This is a genomic window from Rhodococcus sp. (in: high G+C Gram-positive bacteria), assembly GCF_049299235.1.
Lineage (GTDB): Bacteria > Actinomycetota > Actinomycetes > Mycobacteriales > Mycobacteriaceae > Rhodococcus.
The window spans coordinates 1-18059 of the sequence record NZ_JBAQXC010000346.1 but is presented as its reverse complement, the minus strand read 5'-3'; the positions used below and the strand labels follow the sequence as shown (position 1 = coordinate 18059).

At 66.3% G+C, this 18059-nt stretch carries 19 protein-coding genes; 6 read left to right on the top strand and 13 right to left on the bottom strand.

Translation table 11 applies throughout. The features are described 5' to 3' along the window. Positions 1–2 precede the first annotated feature (2 nt). From WAX14_RS21510 to WAX14_RS21500, 3 genes are read right to left on the bottom strand one after another with little or no spacing between them, the layout of a single operon-like run. On the bottom strand, positions 3–560 hold the full coding sequence (locus WAX14_RS21510) for a hypothetical protein (RefSeq protein ID WP_422630075.1): 558 nt from the start codon (positions 558–560) through the stop codon (positions 3–5). Next, positions 557–2281 carry an alpha/beta hydrolase gene (locus tag WAX14_RS21505; protein ID WP_422630074.1) on the bottom strand — a complete coding sequence of 575 codons (1725 nt, stop codon included), beginning with the start codon at positions 2279–2281 and terminating at the stop codon, positions 557–559. Before WAX14_RS21505 ends, WAX14_RS21510 begins: the two co-directional genes overlap by 4 nt. Next, positions 2282–2590 carry a hypothetical protein gene (locus WAX14_RS21500; RefSeq protein WP_422630073.1) on the bottom strand — a complete coding sequence of 103 codons (309 nt, stop codon included), beginning with the start codon at positions 2588–2590 and terminating at the stop codon, positions 2282–2284. 111 nt (positions 2591–2701) lie between these two features. Here WAX14_RS21500 and tgt point away from each other — a divergent pair, with 111 nt between their 5' ends. Further along, the gene (gene tgt, locus WAX14_RS21495) at positions 2702–3976 is read left to right on the top strand and encodes a tRNA guanosine(34) transglycosylase Tgt (protein WP_422630072.1); all 1275 of its coding nucleotides are present in this window, start codon (positions 2702–2704) and stop codon (positions 3974–3976) included. Here the strand turns inward: tgt and WAX14_RS21490 are convergent, their stop codons facing one another. The 7 genes from WAX14_RS21490 to WAX14_RS21460 all read right to left on the bottom strand — a co-directional run bounded on the left by WAX14_RS21490 (position 3977) and on the right by WAX14_RS21460 (position 9766). Next, positions 3977–4729 (bottom strand): queuosine precursor transporter, encoded by a 753-nt coding sequence (locus tag WAX14_RS21490; RefSeq protein WP_422630071.1) that lies wholly within the window; start codon positions 4727–4729, stop codon positions 3977–3979. Positions 4730–4827: 98 nt separating this feature from the next. After that, positions 4828–5757: an RDD family protein gene (locus WAX14_RS21485; protein ID WP_422630070.1), complete on the bottom strand. Its 930-nt coding sequence runs from the start codon at positions 5755–5757 to the stop codon at positions 4828–4830. 93 nt (positions 5758–5850) lie between these two features. Next, on the bottom strand, positions 5851–6462 hold the full coding sequence (locus tag WAX14_RS21480) for a hypothetical protein (RefSeq protein WP_422630069.1): 612 nt from the start codon (positions 6460–6462) through the stop codon (positions 5851–5853). 319 nt (positions 6463–6781) lie between these two features. Continuing rightward, entirely contained in the window at positions 6782–7741 is a 960-nt protein-coding gene (gene gluQRS / locus WAX14_RS21475) for a tRNA glutamyl-Q(34) synthetase GluQRS (RefSeq protein ID WP_422630068.1), read from the bottom strand. A gap of 63 nt (positions 7742–7804) precedes the next feature. Next, positions 7805–8464, bottom strand: a complete 660-nt coding sequence (locus WAX14_RS21470) for a hypothetical protein (RefSeq protein ID WP_422630067.1) — start codon at positions 8462–8464, stop codon at positions 7805–7807. Between the two features lie 64 nt (positions 8465–8528). Beyond that, positions 8529–9104, bottom strand: a complete 576-nt coding sequence (locus tag WAX14_RS21465) for a TetR/AcrR family transcriptional regulator (protein ID WP_422630066.1) — start codon at positions 9102–9104, stop codon at positions 8529–8531. A 104-nt stretch (positions 9105–9208) separates the two neighbouring features. Beyond that, entirely contained in the window at positions 9209–9766 is a 558-nt protein-coding gene (locus tag WAX14_RS21460) for a TIGR03086 family metal-binding protein (RefSeq protein ID WP_422630065.1), read from the bottom strand. A gap of 143 nt (positions 9767–9909) precedes the next feature. Here WAX14_RS21460 and WAX14_RS21455 point away from each other — a divergent pair, with 143 nt between their 5' ends. From WAX14_RS21455 to WAX14_RS21440, 4 genes are all read left to right on the top strand, one after another. After that, a complete protein-coding gene (locus WAX14_RS21455; RefSeq protein WP_422630064.1) occupies positions 9910–10440 on the top strand; it encodes a hypothetical protein in 531 nt (176 codons plus the stop codon). A 72-nt stretch (positions 10441–10512) separates the two neighbouring features. Further along, positions 10513–11466: a helix-turn-helix domain-containing protein gene (locus WAX14_RS21450; protein WP_422630063.1), complete on the top strand. Its 954-nt coding sequence runs from the start codon at positions 10513–10515 to the stop codon at positions 11464–11466. 139 nt (positions 11467–11605) lie between these two features. Continuing rightward, positions 11606–11986, top strand: a complete 381-nt coding sequence (locus WAX14_RS21445) for a PLDc N-terminal domain-containing protein (protein WP_422630092.1) — start codon at positions 11606–11608, stop codon at positions 11984–11986. 231 nt (positions 11987–12217) lie between these two features. After that, entirely contained in the window at positions 12218–14632 is a 2415-nt protein-coding gene (locus WAX14_RS21440; protein ID WP_422630062.1) for a LuxR C-terminal-related transcriptional regulator, read from the top strand. 31 nt (positions 14633–14663) lie between these two features. Here the strand turns inward: WAX14_RS21440 and WAX14_RS21435 are convergent, their stop codons facing one another. Together WAX14_RS21435 and WAX14_RS21430 are read right to left on the bottom strand one after the other, a co-directional pair. After that, positions 14664–15488 carry a hypothetical protein gene (locus WAX14_RS21435; RefSeq protein WP_422630061.1) on the bottom strand — a complete coding sequence of 275 codons (825 nt, stop codon included), beginning with the start codon at positions 15486–15488 and terminating at the stop codon, positions 14664–14666. A gap of 297 nt (positions 15489–15785) precedes the next feature. After that, positions 15786–16436 carry a YoaK family protein gene (locus tag WAX14_RS21430; RefSeq protein ID WP_422630060.1) on the bottom strand — a complete coding sequence of 217 codons (651 nt, stop codon included), beginning with the start codon at positions 16434–16436 and terminating at the stop codon, positions 15786–15788. Positions 16437–16561: 125 nt separating this feature from the next. Here WAX14_RS21430 and WAX14_RS21425 point away from each other — a divergent pair, with 125 nt between their 5' ends. Then, a complete protein-coding gene (locus WAX14_RS21425; RefSeq protein WP_422630059.1) occupies positions 16562–17464 on the top strand; it encodes a GmrSD restriction endonuclease domain-containing protein in 903 nt (300 codons plus the stop codon). A gap of 12 nt (positions 17465–17476) precedes the next feature. Here the strand turns inward: WAX14_RS21425 and WAX14_RS21420 are convergent, their stop codons facing one another. Continuing rightward, complete coding sequence (locus tag WAX14_RS21420; protein WP_422630057.1) at positions 17477–17977, bottom strand: signal peptidase II; 501 nt, start codon at positions 17975–17977, stop codon at positions 17477–17479. Positions 17978–18059 lie beyond the last annotated feature (82 nt).

The window sequence follows — 18059 nt, the reverse complement described above, 5'->3', positions numbered from 1 at the left end:
CCTCACCCGGAACCACCGATGGTTTCCGGTGTGTCGATGGTGCCGAAGTATCCGGAATCGACGTGGGGGAAGCACGTCGAGGACACGGTCACGGACAGGTCGCCGCTGTCGTTGACCGATGCGGAAAACCCGAATCCGTCGGGAACTTGTGCGCCCGCCCACAGTGTGTCGCCGATCATGCGTTCGTCGACCGGCCAGTCCCGCGATTCCCAATAGTCGACGATGAGGCCGAGATAACGCTTCGCGGCGCCCCCGGGCATGCCGCTGACCTGGTACCGGGCGCCGACGTTCGCGGGCATGTCCTCGATGAGGTTCCCGTCGTAGCAGGGCCCGACATGACCGGTGCCGATTTTGCCGGTCGAGTTCCGGGAGTAATTCTGCGTCAGTGACGTGCCATCGGGCAGGGCGCCGACGAGATCCTCGAGGTAGCCCACCGTTCGGTGCAGGGCTTCGGCTTGCGTGAGGTTCTCGTCGACGATGTTGCCTCGATGCACAGTGCACGCCGATAGTGCCACTGCCACTGCCACACACAGCAGCACCGCAGCCGGTCGGCGCGTCACAGCGGCAACCCCGCGATGATTCTGCCCATCGACGCGAGGGACGGATTGTCGTCGTTCCAATACTCGCTGTGGGATCCGAGATCGACCCCGACGTGTCCGAGGACGGGGAGGCGCACGGATTCTCCGGGATTGCCCTCGAACACCTGGGCCCCGAAATCTTCCCCCGCAGGGTTCGCGCCGTGCGCAGCAGAATGCAGGTCCAAGGGCCGGAGGATGCTCGGGATCGCGGGCACCGGGTCGGCGGCCGCTGCCGTCGCATACACGTGATCGTGCATGTCGGACGTGGTGACCGAATCGAGGGCGAGCGCGTCGGCGTGGAGAACCCCGACGCCGGGGCTGCCCACGAACACCAGTGCGTCGGCGTCGAGCGACCCGCCGCTGCGGGCAGCATGACCGACGACCGTGGTGCCGTAACTGTGTGCGACGATCACGTTGCGTGACGGCGGCCCGTCGTGCGAGGCGCGCAGACCGTCCTGGAAACTGTCGAGGCGCGGTGCTCCCGCGTCGGCGAAACGTTCTTGGCCGGCCTCGGGAACGATGGTTTGCGGGGCGTTGTAGCCGTACCAGGTCACCACGGATGTCCTCGTCGAATTGTCGGCGTCCTCCGCCGCGGACAGCATTCGTTCGGATCGGTCGATGTCTCTGCCCATTTCGCTGAGCCGGGACCCGGTCCCGGGGACGAACGTGACGACGTTCTGCGCGGTGTCCGGGTTGTTCGACGCGATCGCGGCCCTGCCGTCGCCGTCCAGGGACAGCAGGAATCTCGGAAGCCCGTCGCGATCAACTTGTTCCGCAATCGTTTCCAACCCGGATACGGATTCCTTCGCGGCATCGTGTTCGGCTGCCCACCGCTCGTACTCGAAGAAACCCGGTCCGCCGGCGTCGTCGAGGGCGACCCGCTCCCGCGGAGTATTCTCTCCGCGAGCCCAATCCGGGTGGCGGAACTCGATCTGCGCGAGGTGCGCGGCGGCCCGTTCCTGCAGTTCCGGCAGATGCGCGCGATTGTAATGATCGCGGTCCACCACGGGCAGTCCGTCCCGGTTTCCGATCGTCGGGTCGTAGGCGAACAGGGCGTCCTTCTCCGCGGGCGTCAGCGATTCCCAGAACGCATTGAGTTCGCGTGGGTCGTCCGGGAGGAACGCGTTGCCGTCGAGGATCGCGGTGACGCCACCACCGAGACGTCCTCCGGACGGTGTGGCGACGAGAATATCGAGGTCCGTCAACGCTTTCCGCAGCGCAGTGGCGGCGGACTCGTCGAGGTCCCCGGCCGTGTCGAGCACCGCGACGAGTCGTGCCTCGATCGCGCGGGCCTGCTCGTCGAGTTGCGCCTGGAACAGGAGGTCGGCGATGGTCCCGGTCGTGAACACCGGTGCGGTGACAGTGCCGTCGTCGGCGACCGCGAACCCCGTCATGATCGCGGCGTCGGCGATCTCGATGGCTCGTGTGCGGACGTCTCCGAGAGCAGTTGCGGCTTCGGACAACGCATCTACCGACGCATTCACCGCGGTGGTGAGATGCGTCGCGGTGACTCTCTCGGTCGTGAGCCGCACCACCGCGGCGGATGCGGTGTCACCGGACCAGCTTTCGAGCAGATCGCCGGTCCTCGCGGACGCCGCTCGGACCGTCGCGTCCACCGCCCGGCTCAGATCGGTGACCTGCGCCGCGGCCACGGCGAGGGAGGCCGGTTGCCACGCGCGCAGCCGTGTGAGTCCGACGCGCATCTATGCTCTGCCCGACAATCCGGCGAGCAGAGTGCGGAATTCGGTTTCGACGATGTCGTAGTCACGGGCACTCGAGGCCGCAGCCTCCGAGACGGTCGTGAAGTTCCCTGAGATCAGGGCGAACGCGCGGGCGATCGCCCAGCCGGTTTCCGCGGCCGCGGGGCCGACAGCGGATTCGGGCATCCCGGTCGCGGCGCAGGCCGTCGCGGTGACTGGATCGAGGTCGCCGACGACGATCGCGGCATCGAACAGCGTCGTGGACAATGCATCGAGCACGTCGACGTCGACGCGCAACATCGGTTCCCCCATGCGGTTCCCCCCGAGGTGGTGTCCTGCCCGGCCCCCGCCGGACATCGAGCGCACTGTACCGCACCCCGGCCGGTCGACATCCAGTCGGCGGTGAGCTGGCACAATCGTCGGGTGAACGCCCCACACAGCACCGATCAGGCCGCGCCAACCCCACCCGACCCGTTCTTCACCGTCGGTGCCCGGCTGGACAACGGCCTGGGCCGCACCGGGACCATCCACACCCCGCACGGCGACATCCGCACACCGGCGTTCGTCGGTGTCGGCACCAAGGCGACGGTCAAGGCGGTGCTGCCCGAGTCGATGAAGGACCTCGGGGCTCAGGCGTTGCTCGCCAACGCCTATCACCTGTATCTGCAGCCGGGATCGGACATCGTCGACGAGGCAGGCGGGCTCGGCACCTTCATGAACTGGGACGGCCCCACGTTCACCGACAGCGGCGGATTCCAGGTGATGTCGCTCGGCGTCGGATTCAAGAAGGTGCTCACGATGGACGCGGTCGGAGTGCAGTCCGACGACGTCATCGCGAAGGGTAAGGAACGGCTCGCGCACGTCGACGACGACGGCGTCACCTTCAAGTCGCATCTGGACGGCTCGCGGCATCGGTTCACCCCCGAGGTGTCGATGCGGATTCAGCATCAACTCGGCGCCGACATCATGTTCGCGTTCGACGAACTGACCACGCTGATGAACACGCGGCGCTACCAGGAGGAGTCGCTCGCACGGACCCAGGCGTGGGCGGTGCGCTGCATCGCCGAGCACGAGAAGCTCACCGCCGAACGCGCACACCGTCCGTACCAGGCGCTGTTCGGGGTGGTGCAGGGCGCGCAATACGAGGATCTGCGACGGGAGGCGTGCCGCGGCCTCGAATCCGTCGTCGGCGAGTCCGGCCGCGGATTCGACGGATACGGAATCGGCGGGGCGCTGGAGAAGCAGAACCTCGGCACGATCGTGCGCTGGTGCACGGAGGAGCTGCCTGCGCACAAGCCGCGGCACATGCTCGGCATCAGCGAACCCGACGACATGTTCGTCGCGATCGAACACGGCGCCGACACGTTCGACTGTGTCAATCCGTCACGGGTTGCGCGCAATGCGGCGATCTACCATCCGGACGGCCGATTCAACATCAACACCAGTCGGTTCCGCCGGGACTTCACCCCCATCGACGAGAACTGCGACTGCTACACGTGCGCGAACTACACCCGCGCCTACATCCACCACCTGTTCAAGGCGAAGGAAATGCTCGCATCGACGTTGTGCACGATCCACAACGAACGGTTCACCGTTCGCCTCGTCGACGATATCCGCGCGTCGATCGAGGGCGGCTACTTCGCCGAGCACAAAGCAGCCACCCTCGGGCGGTTCTACTCGGGTTCCGCTCGACCGTAGTCAGGCCGCGTAACTCGGTTCGTGCTTCTTCACATGCGCGATCGCGCGGTACGTGACAGGCATGACGACGATCTCCACCAGCGTCTTCCACAGGAACCCGACGATCACGTAGTTGGCGAAGTCCGACCAGGTGGAGATACCGATCGCGCCCGCGGCGATCGCGCAGAAGATCAGGGTGTCGGCGAACTCACCGACCACGGTGGATCCGATCAGCCGGACCCACAGGTGCTTCTCCTTCGTGCGCTCTTTGATCCACACCAGCACGTAGGAGTTCAGCAACTGGCCGACGAGATAGCCGGCGAGACCGGCCAGCAGGATGCGCGGTACGACACCGAGAACCGCGTCGAACGCCGCCTGGTTCTCGTAGAACTCGGCGGGCGGCAGGAGACCGGTGATCCAGAAGCACAGCGCGGCCAATGCGACCGCGCCGAATCCGAACAGCACCGCGCGGCGGGTCGCGGCGAACCCGTACACCTCGCTCAGGAGATCGCCCAGGATGTAGGCCAGCGGGAAGAGGAAGAAGCCGCCGTCGGTGATGATCGGCAGGACCTGCAGTGAGCCGATCGCCACGTCGGCGTCGCCGAAGAACGCGACACCCTTCGTCGCGCAAATATTGGAGATGATGAGCACCGCCGTGAACAGCGCCACGATCCCCGGGTAGTAACTGCGGGCCACGTGGGCGAATGCCGCATGATCGGCTGCGGTCGCAGGTTCGTCGGCGGGAGATTTCGGGGTCGGTGCATGCTCTGTCACCCGGACATCCAAACATCCGTGGCGCAGCAACGCGAAGTGCGGACAAAATGCCGCAGGCCCCGTCCGGGCGGACGGGGCCTGCGACGGGGCGACGCGGATCAGGACTTGCGAACCTGGGTGCCGCCCGCGAAGACGTCGTGGAAGCCCTGCTTGGTGGGGCTTTTCTCGATGGTGACGGCGATGCCGATCGAGGCGGCGAAGGACGCGAAGCTGAACAGCCAGCCGAGGAACGGGATCCCGGTCAGCGCCTGAAGTCCGAGATAGGCATTGCGCTTAGCGGCTTCTTCGAGGGTGGGGAGACCACCGTTCGGGCCGGTCACCGACAGACCGAGGGCCTTCTTACCGACCGTCCAGCCCTTCGTTGACTCCATGTACGCCGCGTAGCCGAGCATCGCGAGACCGGTGAGGAACCCGAGCACCACGGTCAGGAACGTGCTGCCGGAGAAGGAGGCGATCATCGTGACGATCCCGAACGGAACGCCGATGATGAGCGCGTCGATGATGCGGGCGCCGAATCGGGGGAGCAACTCTCCCGGTTGCCCCGGCCCCGGGCCGAAGCCGGGCTGCGGTGCGCCGAATTGCGGTGACCCGAACTGGTCTGCGGACGGTGCGCCGAACTGCTGACCGGGCTGAGACGGTGCACCGAACTGCTGGGTCGGCTGACTACCGAACGGGGACGGCGCACCGTACTGCGGTCCGGGCTGTGGCGCCGAGTTCTGTGGCGCCGAGTACTGGGGTGCAGCGGGCTGTCCGCCGTACTGGTTTCCGCCGTACTGGTTTCCGTCGGCAGTCGCCCCGTACTGTGGAGCCCCGTACTGTGGAGCGCCGTACTGCGGGGGGTTCTGCTGCGGGGGCTCGTAGCCCGACGTGATCGGGTTCGGAAAGTGCGTGGTGTAGTCCGCCGGCTGCCCGGCTCCCTGCTGACCACCGTATTGAGGTGCGGGGTGCTGAGGTGCCGGGTACTGAGGTGCGGGGTACGCCCCCGAATTGTGCGGATCGGACTGAGGCGGATATCCCCCGGTGGTCATGTGTCTCCCTTGTCGTCGGGCGTGCGGATGCTGCACGGTACATCGGCCGTGCAGCACTCGTCGATGTGGTGGATTTGTCCGCACGCTGCACGATCAGGGTGCCACAGGACCCCCGGTGGTCACCCGGTACGCGTATGTCGACGCGATGACCGATACGGGCACACTGACAAGCAGGCCGAGCCCGCACAGCAGCGCTCCGACGATGTTGATGCCCACCAACGCCAGCGCGAGCAACAGCAAAGTGCCGATGTTCGACGAGATGGCCTGGACGCTGGACTTGATCGCGGCGATCGCATCGAGGTTCCGGTCGATGACGAACGGTAGCGTCCACCAGGTCACGAACATGACGATCAGCCCGGGAATGATCAGCAGCACGAAGCCGATGACCGTGGCGAGCGCGACGAGCACACTCGCGAGAATCACGGCGGCGACGTTCGTGAACTGGAAGAAAGAACCGAACGCGGGCCTGTTGCCGTCGATCTCGTGCAGTGCGCCGCGAACGTACGCGGCCTGGATGAGATAGCCGACGACCGCGCTGACGACGGTGCCGATGGCTCGCCACAGGGTGAAGTCTTCGGTGGTGTCGAAGCCGCCGAAGATGATGTTTATCACACCTTGGATGACGAGGGCGACAACAATGAAGCCGATCCACATTCCGGCGTTCGCGCTGAACTTCGACCACCCGTACCTGATGGCGTCACCCACACTCAGCTGCGCCGGGACCGGAGAATAGCCGGGAGGCGGATAGTTCCCGGGCGGTGGGAAGTTACCCGGAGGCGGCGGGGGGTAGTTCCCGGGTGGTGGCGGGTAGTTGCCCTGCGGCGGGGGATAGCTCCCGGGTGGTGGTGGCGGGTATCCGCCCGGGGGATTCTTCGGATTCGGGTGGTCGGGATCGTTTCCGTGCCTGTACGGGTCCTGATTCGGGTCGAAACCGCCGGTCGTCATGGGCTCGTCCTCTCGGAGGCGGGCTGATGTGCAGACAGTTCCGCACACTACGTCCGATCCGGCGGTCGCGCAGGGAAGATCAATTCTGTCCGGTGGTCCAGGTTTTGTCAGTTCCGACGGGGACCGTCTCGAACACCCACGGTTGCCGAGGCAAGCGAGCCGGGTCCCAGCGGTCGAGTAGCAGGGGCATCGTCACCGGCTCGCCGGGTTCGGCCAGGTCCAGGGATACCGCGATCCGACCGAGAACATCGGCCGGAGCATGCCCGAGAGCGCGCTGATCGGCGAGGGTTACCGCGCCGTCACGCTTGGCCAGTCGCTTGCCCTCTTCGTTGAGAGCGAGTGCGACGTGCGCGTACACACGATCCGGAAGGCCCAGCAGCGCAGCCAGATAGGCCTGCCGAGGGGTAGAGGCGAGGAGGTCGTCGCCGCGCACGACCTGATCGACGCCCTGCGCCGCATCGTCGACGACGACCGCGAGATTGTAGGCAGGCGAGCCGTCGCCCCGGCGCAACACGAAGTCGTCGACGATCCCGGTGAAATCACCGTGCAGCACGTCGTGCACCGTGAAGAAGTCCGTTTCGGACCGCAACCTCACGGCCGGCGGACGACCCGGTGCCTTCGCGGCGCGTTCGGTGTCCGACAGTGCGCGGCACGTTCCCGGGTACGCGCCGGCCGGCGCGTGCGGTGCGGACGTCGCCTGCTGGATCTCCCGGCGAGTGCAGAAGCACTCGTAGGTCAGCCCGGCACGGGTGAGTCGGTCGATTGCTTCGTCGTACAGCCGACGTCGTCGCGACTGATGGACGACCTCGGTGTCCCAGTCGATGCCGAGCGCGGCCAGATCGGCAAGCTGACGGTGCTCGGCCCCGGGACGGACCCGGTCGAGGTCCTCGACGCGCACCAGGAATCGGCGGCCGGTGCTGCGGGCGAACAACCACGCGAGCACCGCAGTCCGCAGATTCCCCAGATGCAGGTCGCCGGAGGGGCTGGGCGCGAACCGTCCGGCACCCGCCCACTCGTCCTCGGCCACCGACTTCGACATCCCCGCACCCTATGCCGCCCGTGTGCCCTTTGGGCCCCTGGAGGGGCCCAAAGGGCACACCGGTCAATTCAGCAGGTTCACCGCGTTGGCGATGACCAGGCCGAGGATCACCACCGACAGGAGGGACTGCACTGCCATGGTGAACTTCGCCCATCGGGCCAGCGGCATCACGTCGGTGGGGCTGAACGCGGTCGCGTTCGTGAGTGCCAGGTACAGATAGTCGCCGAAGATCGGCCGCCAGCCCGGGGCGGCCAGTCCGGGATCGAGTTGTTGGGGAAATGCCAGGTCGGGATGAGCCCGCGGCCGCAGATGCCGGTTCACCGGACCACCACCGTCGAGTTCCCAGAACAGGAAGGCGAATGCCAGCACAGTTTGCGTCCACACCAGAGCGCCGGACACCAGCAGATCGGTCGCCACGGTTGTTTGGGGAGAACCGTTCAGTAGGTCCCACACGAGCCGCGCCGCACCCCACGCTGCTCCGGTGGCGATCGCGACGACCAGCGCGACGGACAGCGCCCGCACTCGGCGGCCCGGCCTGTCGATGCGGCCGGGATCGACCACGATCAAAGCGACGAGCACGCATCCCTCGATCGCAGGCAGCAACCAGTCGGTGCCAGGTGAGTAGCGCGACGGAAGCAGGAACGGCACAGCCATCGACACCAGCACACATGCCGACGCGGCCTCGCGTCGTTCCGCGCGTGGAGATCGTGAATCCTCGTTCATCGCGGAACCCCGTTCCGGGTGATGGGACGTGCACACTCGGGTGTCGACCGAATGAATGGTCCCATTACCCGTCGGTGAGAGCGAACTGAATCTGGGTGTGTAGTGCGTGAGTGAGGAATTCCGGCGGATACAGTGCCGGACTCGCGATCGCATCGACGGCGAGTCCGTTGACGGCAGCGAGCAGCAAAGCGGCCCGTGTCTCCGGCTCGGGGATGTCCATCCGGATGAGCACCGCGGACACACCCGTACGCATCGTGAACAGTATCGCGTGGCGGATCGCCCCGAGCGGCGGTGATGTGGCCGCGCGGACCGTGAAGGCGGCCATCACCTGTGCTTCGCGTGCTCGCTGCTCGTCGAGTGGCAGCAACTGACTCAGCGCGGCGAAAAGTGTTCGGGAGGGATCGATGTCGGGATCGATGCTACTCAGCCGACCCAGAACTCGATCGGCGAGCGCCCGGAAAGCAAATGCGAGCATCGCATCCTTTGTCGGAAAGTGATGCTGCACAGCGCCGATGGACACTCCGGCCTCGCTTGCGACCTCGCGCACACTCGCCGAGTCCAAGCCGCTGCGTGCCGCGACCTGGAGCAGGGCAGCGGCGAGTCGGGCGGGGTTCGTGGTGGCGTACGGGCGGGCGCGCATGGCTGCACCGTACCTGCATCAATCGGACATACAGCGGTATGGGTGTCACCACACGGATGATGCTCGGCGGGACGCCGACCAGGCACGACGGCGGAACGTGACGTTCAGGCCTGCCGGCCCAGGTAGGCAAGAACCCTGGTGGTGCGGTCGGCGTCCTCGGGCACGTCGACGACAGGGCCGCACACACCGTCCATGCGGATCGCTGCGCCCATTCCGGCCGCAGCCGATTCGACGAAGTCGAGGTCGGCCTCGGTGATCGTCTCGTCGAGTCCGGTGGCGCGCGCGATGTCCCAGCCGTGCACGATCAGGTCGAACGTGTAGAACGTGTCGACGGTCGCGGCGAGGGTGGTTCGGCCGAAATAGCCGTCGTATTCGAGATTTCCGCGTGCCGGGTCGTCGAGGATCTCTTGCATCGCATCGCGGGTCGCGATCCACGCCCCGACCGGGTCCGACTCGGGGAGTGGTCCGGTCGGCAGTTCGAGCCCGACCCTGGTGACGATGTCTCGCTGAGTGTCGACGATGTGCTGCACGATGTCGCGAGCGGTCCAGTCGTCGCACGGTGACGGTGCATTCCATCGATCGGTGGGTACGGCTCCGAGGGTGGCGGTGAGCTTGGCGGCGAGGTCGCGATAGTGATCGGCGGGGGACGGTTCGTTCGTCATGCCGCTGATTCTTTCCTGCCCGGTACGTCCTCGAGGTGGAAACCTCCGGACAGCGTCGCCCGATCCGGGCCGCGACGAACCTTCCGGTGGGAGGATGGACACTCACAGATACGGGCACCGACGAAGAGTAAGGACCCGATCCCATGAACAGACTCGTGCGCGCTGCGGCGCCTGCGGCGTTCGCTGCCGTCCTGGTACTGGCCGGCTGCGGCGACGGTGACACCGACACCGACACCGACACCGACAGCGGGGCATACGACCACGGAACCATGCACACGACCGAAAGCGCCCCCACCACACAGGCAGAGGCTGCGGGAGCAGCGCTCGCGGTCGCGGGATCGGAACTCGGCGACATCGTCGTCGACGGCCGTGGGATGACCGTCTACATCTACGACCTCGACACTCCCGGTTCCGGCACGAGCGCCTGTACCGGGCCGTGCCTCACCGAGTGGCCGCCGGTCACTGCCGACACGTCGTCGCCGCAGGTCGCGGGCGTCGGTGGGCAGATCGGGACGATTCCCGGTCCGGACGGCACCCAGCAGCTCACGGTCAACGGCTGGCCGCTCTACTTCTACGTCGACGACACCACTCCCGGCGAGGTCGACGGCCAAGGTGAGGGCGGCGTGTGGTGGGTGCTCGACAGCGCCGGGCAGAAGGTCACAACGGAGAACTGACTCCTGGCCTCGACTTCGCGACGCCCGGGATGCTCTACTCGATCTCCGCTTCGACGGCGATGTCGTGCGGAGATGGGGACGGGCTTGTATCGGAAGATCGAACTGACAGGCGACCGCGGCTTCGGGGCGATGACGTCGGACGCCGGGAACCGGACCGAATTGTCGGTGCCGGACGCCACCCGCTTCCGCTTCGTCATGGAGGCCTGCGAGGTCGGTCCACTGATCGTCAGCCGGGTGTCGATGACTCCGCACCGTGCGCTGGCGGGACCGGTCGAGGACGGTGAGCTGGTGAACCTGTGCCTGCTGCTCGCCGGTGAGCAACGGATCGATTCCGGTACGGCGCGAACCACGGTCTCCGTCGGGCAGATCGCGGTTCAGGTCGGCTGGAACCGGCACGAATCGCTCGATCCGGGCGGCTCCGATCTGGTTCTTCTTCGTCTCGACCGGCGCAGGCTGGAGGAACGGGGAGTCCGTTTCGGCACGGACGACGTCACGTTCGGTCCGTCCCGGCCGTCCCTGTCGACGCACGCGCTGACCGCGCTGGCGGTGACGGTGCTGCGTGAACAGGCCCGGCGCAACGCGGCCGCACCGAATCGAGGGGTGGAGAACGCGCTGGTCGAGCTGATCGTCGGGCTGCACCACGAATCGCTCGGACGGCGCGCGGATTCCCTCGAGTTCGCAGGTAGCGTCCATGCGCGGGCGATGGCGGTGTTGGATTCGCACTTCGCCGACTCGTCGCTGACCCCGGCGAAACTCGCCGAGCAGGTTCAGGTCCCACTGCGAACGCTGCAGCGGGCGTTCGCGGCCCACGGAACCACCATCGCGGCTCGTCTGCGGACGATGCGTGTCCGGCACGCGACGATGTTGTTGTCCGACCAGGAATGCAGGCACCTCACCGTCACCGAGATCGCGGGGGCGTCCGGGTTCGCCTCGAGTGCGGAGTTGCGTCGGGCCGTGCGTGCGGAACGCGGTGTCACCCCCGGCGAGCTGCGGCCGCGACCGTCGAGGAACCGTCCGGCTTGGTGATCCACATCGCGCCACCGGAGGTTCGTTTCGCGACACCCGAGTGGTGTGGTGCCCGGTCGGCGGGTACGCATTGGCGTGGGTCGGGATGTCCTGTTGGGTGCGGGTAGTCGAACTTCTCGCATGGGAAAGGCTTGTCACGTTGTTGGATTCGTTGTGGGATCTGTTCTGGTACACGCTGGTTGTCTTCGCGTTCGTCGCGTACCTGCTCATTCTGTTTCAGGTGCTCACGGACTTGTTCCGCGACCGTTCCACGTCGGCGGTCGTGAAGGTCGTCTGGATCATCTTCCTTGTCGTGCTGCCGTACCTGACGGCATTCGTCTATCTGGTGGTCCGCGGCCGCGGTATGGCTGCGCGGTCCACCGCTGCGCACGAGACGGCGCGGCACGCCGCGGACGATTACATCCGTAAGGTCGCTGGACGCACGCCGGCGGGAGAGATCGCCGAAGCGCAGTCGTTGTTCGACGCAGGGACGATCACCGGTGACGAGTTCATTCAGCTCAAGGCGAAGGCGTTGAGCTGATACTGCCGCATCGTCCGAGCCCGTACCGCGCGCAGCGGTGCGGGCTCGACTGTTGTGTGGTCTGCGACACGAATGCGCGGTTCGATGTCCCACCATTTACGAATAGGGCATATTGGTCATTCGTAGTGTGGTGATCGGGGACGCCAGAAGCCGACGAAGGGAACGCGCCCCGTGATCAACGCTCGAGTCTTCCGAACCGGTGTGCCGACTCCACGATCGGTAATCGACGCGATGCCCCGGCCGCGACTGTTCCGCATGCTCGACGAACAGCGGAGCCTGACAGTTGTGCAGGCGCCGAACGGATTCGGCAAGCGCACGCTGGTGGCGAGCTGGCTGCATCGCGGTGGCGCGGCCGAACGCACGGTGATCTGGCTCGATGGGGCCGACGCCACGCAGTCCGCGACGATCGAACTGTCCGGCGACGCACCGAGTCTGGTCGTCGTGGACGGAGTCGATCCGGCCGATGCGCCGTTCGCGGTGTCGGCAATTCTGGATCTGCTCGAGCGCAATCCCGCCGCCATCGCGGTCGTGACCGTGCATGGCGCCGTAGCCCTTCCGCCGGCGCTCACTTCCGGAAGTCTCGGTCACTGCGTGCTCGATGCGCAGCTACTGTGCTTCACCGTCGACGAGACGGAAGAATTGTTCCGCTCCCGAGGCTCGACCGTCGCGGTCGAACGGCGACCGGATTTGTGCAGTGAACTCAGCGGTGTGCCGCCGCTCGTGGCCGCGGCAGTCGCCATGCTGGGTTTTGCGCCGGTCGCGCCGGTCACGACCACGCGCCGATTGGTTCCCGCGCTGGACCGCGTGGTCTCCGACTACGTCGACCGTCGTTTGTCCGCACTCGACGATCCTTCTCGCCGGTTCGCGCTGAAAGTATCGGTGGCGACGGGATATACGGCCAGGGCGGCATGCGATCACGCTGGCGACGAGTCGGCCGAAATGCTACTCGAACAGCTCGACAGAGTGGGCCTCGTGCTGGGAACCTTCGACGGCGCCGAGCGCTATTGGTCGTGGCCGCCCGCGGTACGCGGAACGGTTCTCGCGATCGCTCGTGCCGACATGCCGGGGTATGTGGACGACGCATTGATGCGCCTCGCACGGGAACACAGGGATGCCGGCCGCCACGCGGCCGCTGCCTCCTACGCGGTCGACGCCGGATGGTGGGACGTGGCAGCGCAGACCCTCGACGAGCATTGGAGTGATCTGATCGTCGGCGAGTTCGAGCTGCTGGTGCGACTGCTGCGTGCCGTCCCGGACTCGGTGGCCGATGCGTACCCGGGCCTGGCCGCGGGGAAGGCGCTGTTCGTGAACTCGCTGGCGGGCAACCCCATGCTGGGCATCGATATTCCGTGTACACCCGATGAATTGGACTTCCTCGGTGCCCGTCCGGAAGCACCTGACGCCCTGCACGTCGGTACCGTCCAAGCAGTCGCGTTGAGGTTGGCGGGGAGTCTGCGCGAGGCGAGTGATCGGGCACAGTCGATGGTTCCGCTGGTGGAATCGATGCTTGTGCACCAACCGGATTCAGTCACGGCGCAGCTTCCTACCATTCGACTCCAATGGGCGATCGGCATGCAGCTCGCCGGGGATGTCGCGGAGTCCACCGTGCAGTTCGAGCAGGCACACCGCGACGCGCTCCCCACGGGGCACGACTTCGTGGTGCTGAATGCAGCGGGTAGCCTTGCGGCGAACTGGGCGCTCCTGGGCGATCTGGCGCGGGTCGACGAGTGGCTTGCCGCCGAATCCCACGTCGGCATCAACGCGGGCTACTGGGACGACATGATCAGGGTGGGCGGTCGGGTGGCGGCTGCACTGGCGTCCCTGGACCGGCTCGACCCGGCCGGTGCCGAGGTTGTCCTCGATCAACTCGGTGTGCCGACGGCGGGTGAGGAACTGTGGGGGATGATCGCCTACGTTCATGCCCAGTACGCGTTGACGACCGGTGATGCCTACGCAGGTTTGACCAGTCTGCACCGGATCGTCGACGGGCATCGAGGCTCGTTCCAGCACGGTGCGATCGCGCACATTTTGCTCACTGCGGCAGAAATCGACCTCAATCTTGTTCTCGGAAGGGGTAATACCGCTCGTGCCCTGGCCGAGGCCGATACCACCGGTCATCCCGTTGTCGTGGTATCCACGGCGAGAACGGAACTGCTCACCGGAAATCCCGAAGTTGCTCGTGCCGTACTCAATCGGATTTCGTGGCCGGACAGTGGATGGCTGCGTGCTCATCTCGAGGCGCTACTCATCGAGGCAGTCGCTTGTTCGGCGACAGATCGTGATATCGCGGTGCGCGCATGGAGCCGCGCCACGAAACTTGCCTCGGAACTGGGGAATCGGCGAGTTCTGACGACGGTGCCCGCCGAGGCGAGGCGGGCACTCTCGGACGCCGCCGGTGCCGTGCTGTTCGACGAGTCTGAGGATGAGGTGTTTCCCGATTCGGTGCGGGAGGTGGTGCTCACCGCCCGGGAACGGGAGATTCTGGTCCATCTCGACAATGGCGTCGCGCGAAAAGATCTGGCGAGCGTGTTGTTCGTCTCGAACAACACCATCAAGACGCAGTTGCGCAGGATCAACGTAAAGCTCGGAACCGGAAGTGCAGCAAGCGCTCTCGCTCGTGCGAGGGAGATTCGTCTGTTGTCGTGATCCGAGGTGGTGGCCCGCCGGTGACAGTCGATCAGGCTGCCGTCGGGATGTCCAGATCGTGTGCGGATGGGAATTCGTCGGACAAATCGACGTGCCGCAGGACGATTCCGGTGTCGTCGAGCAGGGCGTAGCGTCCCGGCATCAGACCGGTGAACAGGAATTCCCCGGATTCGGGAACGAGCACACGTCGTTCGATCAGGTGCTCACAGGAATCGGTTCCGGTCAGCAGGATTCGTGTCCCGGGCTGTGCTGTCCCGGCGATACGACCGGTCGCATGAGCGGTCGGACCAGCAGGCATCGGGCCGGTCGATGCGTCGTCGATCGGGTCGTGCGACCAGTTCGGTAGAGGGGCAGGTGGGGCACACACCGCGAACGGCTCGTGTGTCCACTCCACCCGGTCGATCACCGTTCGGCCCGCGCGCAGTTGTACCGTGATGGTCCGGGTACCCGAGTGCAGGTCGTTCACGGGGAGGACAACCCGGTGCTCCGCGCCTGTCTCGATTCGCCCGGCCTCGCATTCGAGCACCGACCGGACCGGCACGGGTGCGTCGGCGGGCGCTTGATCGGTGACGGTGACGACACGTGCGGACACGGACGATCCGGGCCCGCACCCGTCGGGAATCGAGTTCAGCGATACCGCACTGCCGGTGGTCACGGTCACGGTGTACTCACCGGTATGCGGGGGGCGGATCACCGCCACGTACTCGGAGATCCGAGGGTGCGACTCGATCTGTACCGCAGGAATGTTCGTGGATACCGGCTCCGCAGCGACGGGAATCGCGGCCGTCCACGCCAGCGCTCCTGTACACAGGATGGTCCCAACTCGGACAGATTTCGGTACCCGATTTTCGGTCACCGCTGCCTCCTTTCGCCGGATACGTGTTCGCGCACCGGACCATGAGTGTGCCGTCACGAAGATTGTCGCCACGCGAGCGAAGTCCGTTATGCCGCTTGTGGGGTGACGTTCGGGATGACATTCAGGGGTGAACCGAGGGGTGACGCCGAACTCTGCCGAGGCAGCGTTGCGCGGCGCAATGATCGTGTGCGTTCGTGAACGGCGGGTGCCGCATCGCAGCATGTTTCGGTGCCCCTCGATGCCGAGACGAAGATCAGTGGCTCGCGCCACCACCGAAATTCACATGCACGTACCGAATCACCGGGAATTCGGGTGACGCCACACAACGACCGTCAGTGCAATCGCGACGACCGTCGCGAACCACAATGCGTCCAGGCCGATCAGGTGGTGGGCGAGGGCGCCGAGGATCGCGCCGCCGACGAGGCCGCCCCACAGCCCGAGGTACGGCAGCCAGGTCCACCGCGGTCCGCCGAACAGTGCGGCGGCGAGTCGTTGACCGATCTTGACGAGCGCCCCGGTCATGTACGTCAACGCCACGCTGGTTTCGCCGTCACGACGAAACACATTGTTCTCGACGCCCATCGCCAGGGTCATCGCGACGATCGCCACCTCGGTCCAGTCGAACGTCGCGGAGACCGCACCGACGAACAGCAACACCGAAACCGTGCCGAGCACGGCGGATTTTCTGGTGCGACGGTCCGGGCCGGTGAGTTCGGCGACTACCCCGCCGAGTGCGACGCCGACGACGAACAAGACGACGATCCCCGCGACCAGTGCCGCCTGCGACCAACTGCCGCCGGCGACGCCGACGCTCAGCCTGGTCGAGTTGCCGCTCATGAACGAGACGAACACACCGCCGAGCGTGATGAAACCGAGGGCATCGACGAAACCGGCGAGCGAGGACAGGGCGATGGCCAGCCCTTGCAGTTGCCTTCCGTATCCGACCACGCCCGCATGGTAGTTACCGCACGCGGCACGTGGCAGGCAGCACGGATCGTGACCGCTCGGATGGGCGAGCCGGGCGGGTATGCGACAGTCCACTGACAGTGTCGAACCGCACGGAGGAGTTTCGAGTGACCATCCAGCACGGGTCGTTCCATGCCACCGCGGCCAGCGCGGTTGCCGCGGCACTGCTGGCCGTTGCCGGCTGCGGCTCGGGCGCCGGGCTGATGAACCCGGAGACCCCTGGGCCGGGGGGCATCGCTCAGGACCAGGTGTCGGCGGCACTCACCCAGCTCACCGAACTGCCGATCAAGGGCCGCGCCCCGAAGACCGGATACGACCGTGACCTGTTCGGTCAGGCGTGGAGCGACGATGTCGGCGTCGACGGTGGGCACAACGGCTGCGACACCCGCAACGACATCTTGCGCCGCGACCTCGTCGACGTCGAGTTCAAAGAAGGCACCCGCGATTGTGTCGTCGTCTCCGGTGTCCTGCACGACGTGTACACGGGCGTGACCATTGCGTTCACCCGTGGGCAGGGCACGTCCGAAGCCGTCCAGATCGACCACGTGGTCGCGCTGTCCGATGCGTGGCAGAAGGGTGCGCAGCAACTCGATCCCCGGACGAGGGCGGACTTCGCGAACGACCCGCGAAACCTGCAAGCCGTCGACGGCCCGACGAACCAAGCCAAGGGTGACGGTGATGCCGCGACCTGGTTGCCACCGAACCGTGCCTATCGCTGCACCTATGTGGCGCGCCAGGTTCAGGTCAAGGCCGCGTACGGGTTGTGGGTGACGCAGGCCGAGCACGACGCGATGTCGGAGATCCTGGCAGGCTGCGGCGGCGCCGAACCCGCCGCCACGCAGAGTCCGGTGCCGACGAGCGCGCCCGGATCGGTCACGCCGGACGGTGCGTCGGTCTACTACGAGAATTGCGCTGCGGTCCGCGCCGCGGGCGCCGCACCGCTGCACGCCGAACAGCCCGGCTATCGCGTGCAGATGGACGGTGACGGCGACGGCATCGCCTGCGAATAGCCGAATTGTGAATCAGGCGGCAACGGCTTCGGGTTGCGGGCGGGTCTGCACGCCCAGCAGGGTCAGGATCATCAAGAATGCGGCACCGCCGACGATGGCGATATCGGCGACATTGCCGACGAACCACTCGTTGTAGGCGATGAAGTCGACGACGTGGCCACGCGCGAATCCCGGCTCCCGCAGGAGGCGATCGCCGAGGTGACTCGCGGTGCCGCCGAGGAGAACGCCGACTCCGAGTGCCCAGGCGGGTGTCAGGGTCCGGACCGCCAGCACTGCGAGGGTGACGACGGCGAGCGCTGCCACCACGGTCAGCACCCACGTGTACTCCGCCGCGAGTCCGAACGCGGCGCCGGGGTTGTACACGAGTCGCCACTGCAGGTACTCGCCGACGACCGGCGTCGACTCACCCGGCGTCAACGTCGATTCTGCCCACCATTTCGTGAGTTGATCTGCGGCCACCACACCGGCGGCCAGCAGAAGTATCCACGGTAGGAATCGGGAGATCGACGGCATGACGTCATCGTTCCCGATTGTTCACCCGAATGCGACCACGGAGGACAGAAAAGGCCCTCGGCCTCGTGGTTTCCCACGAGGC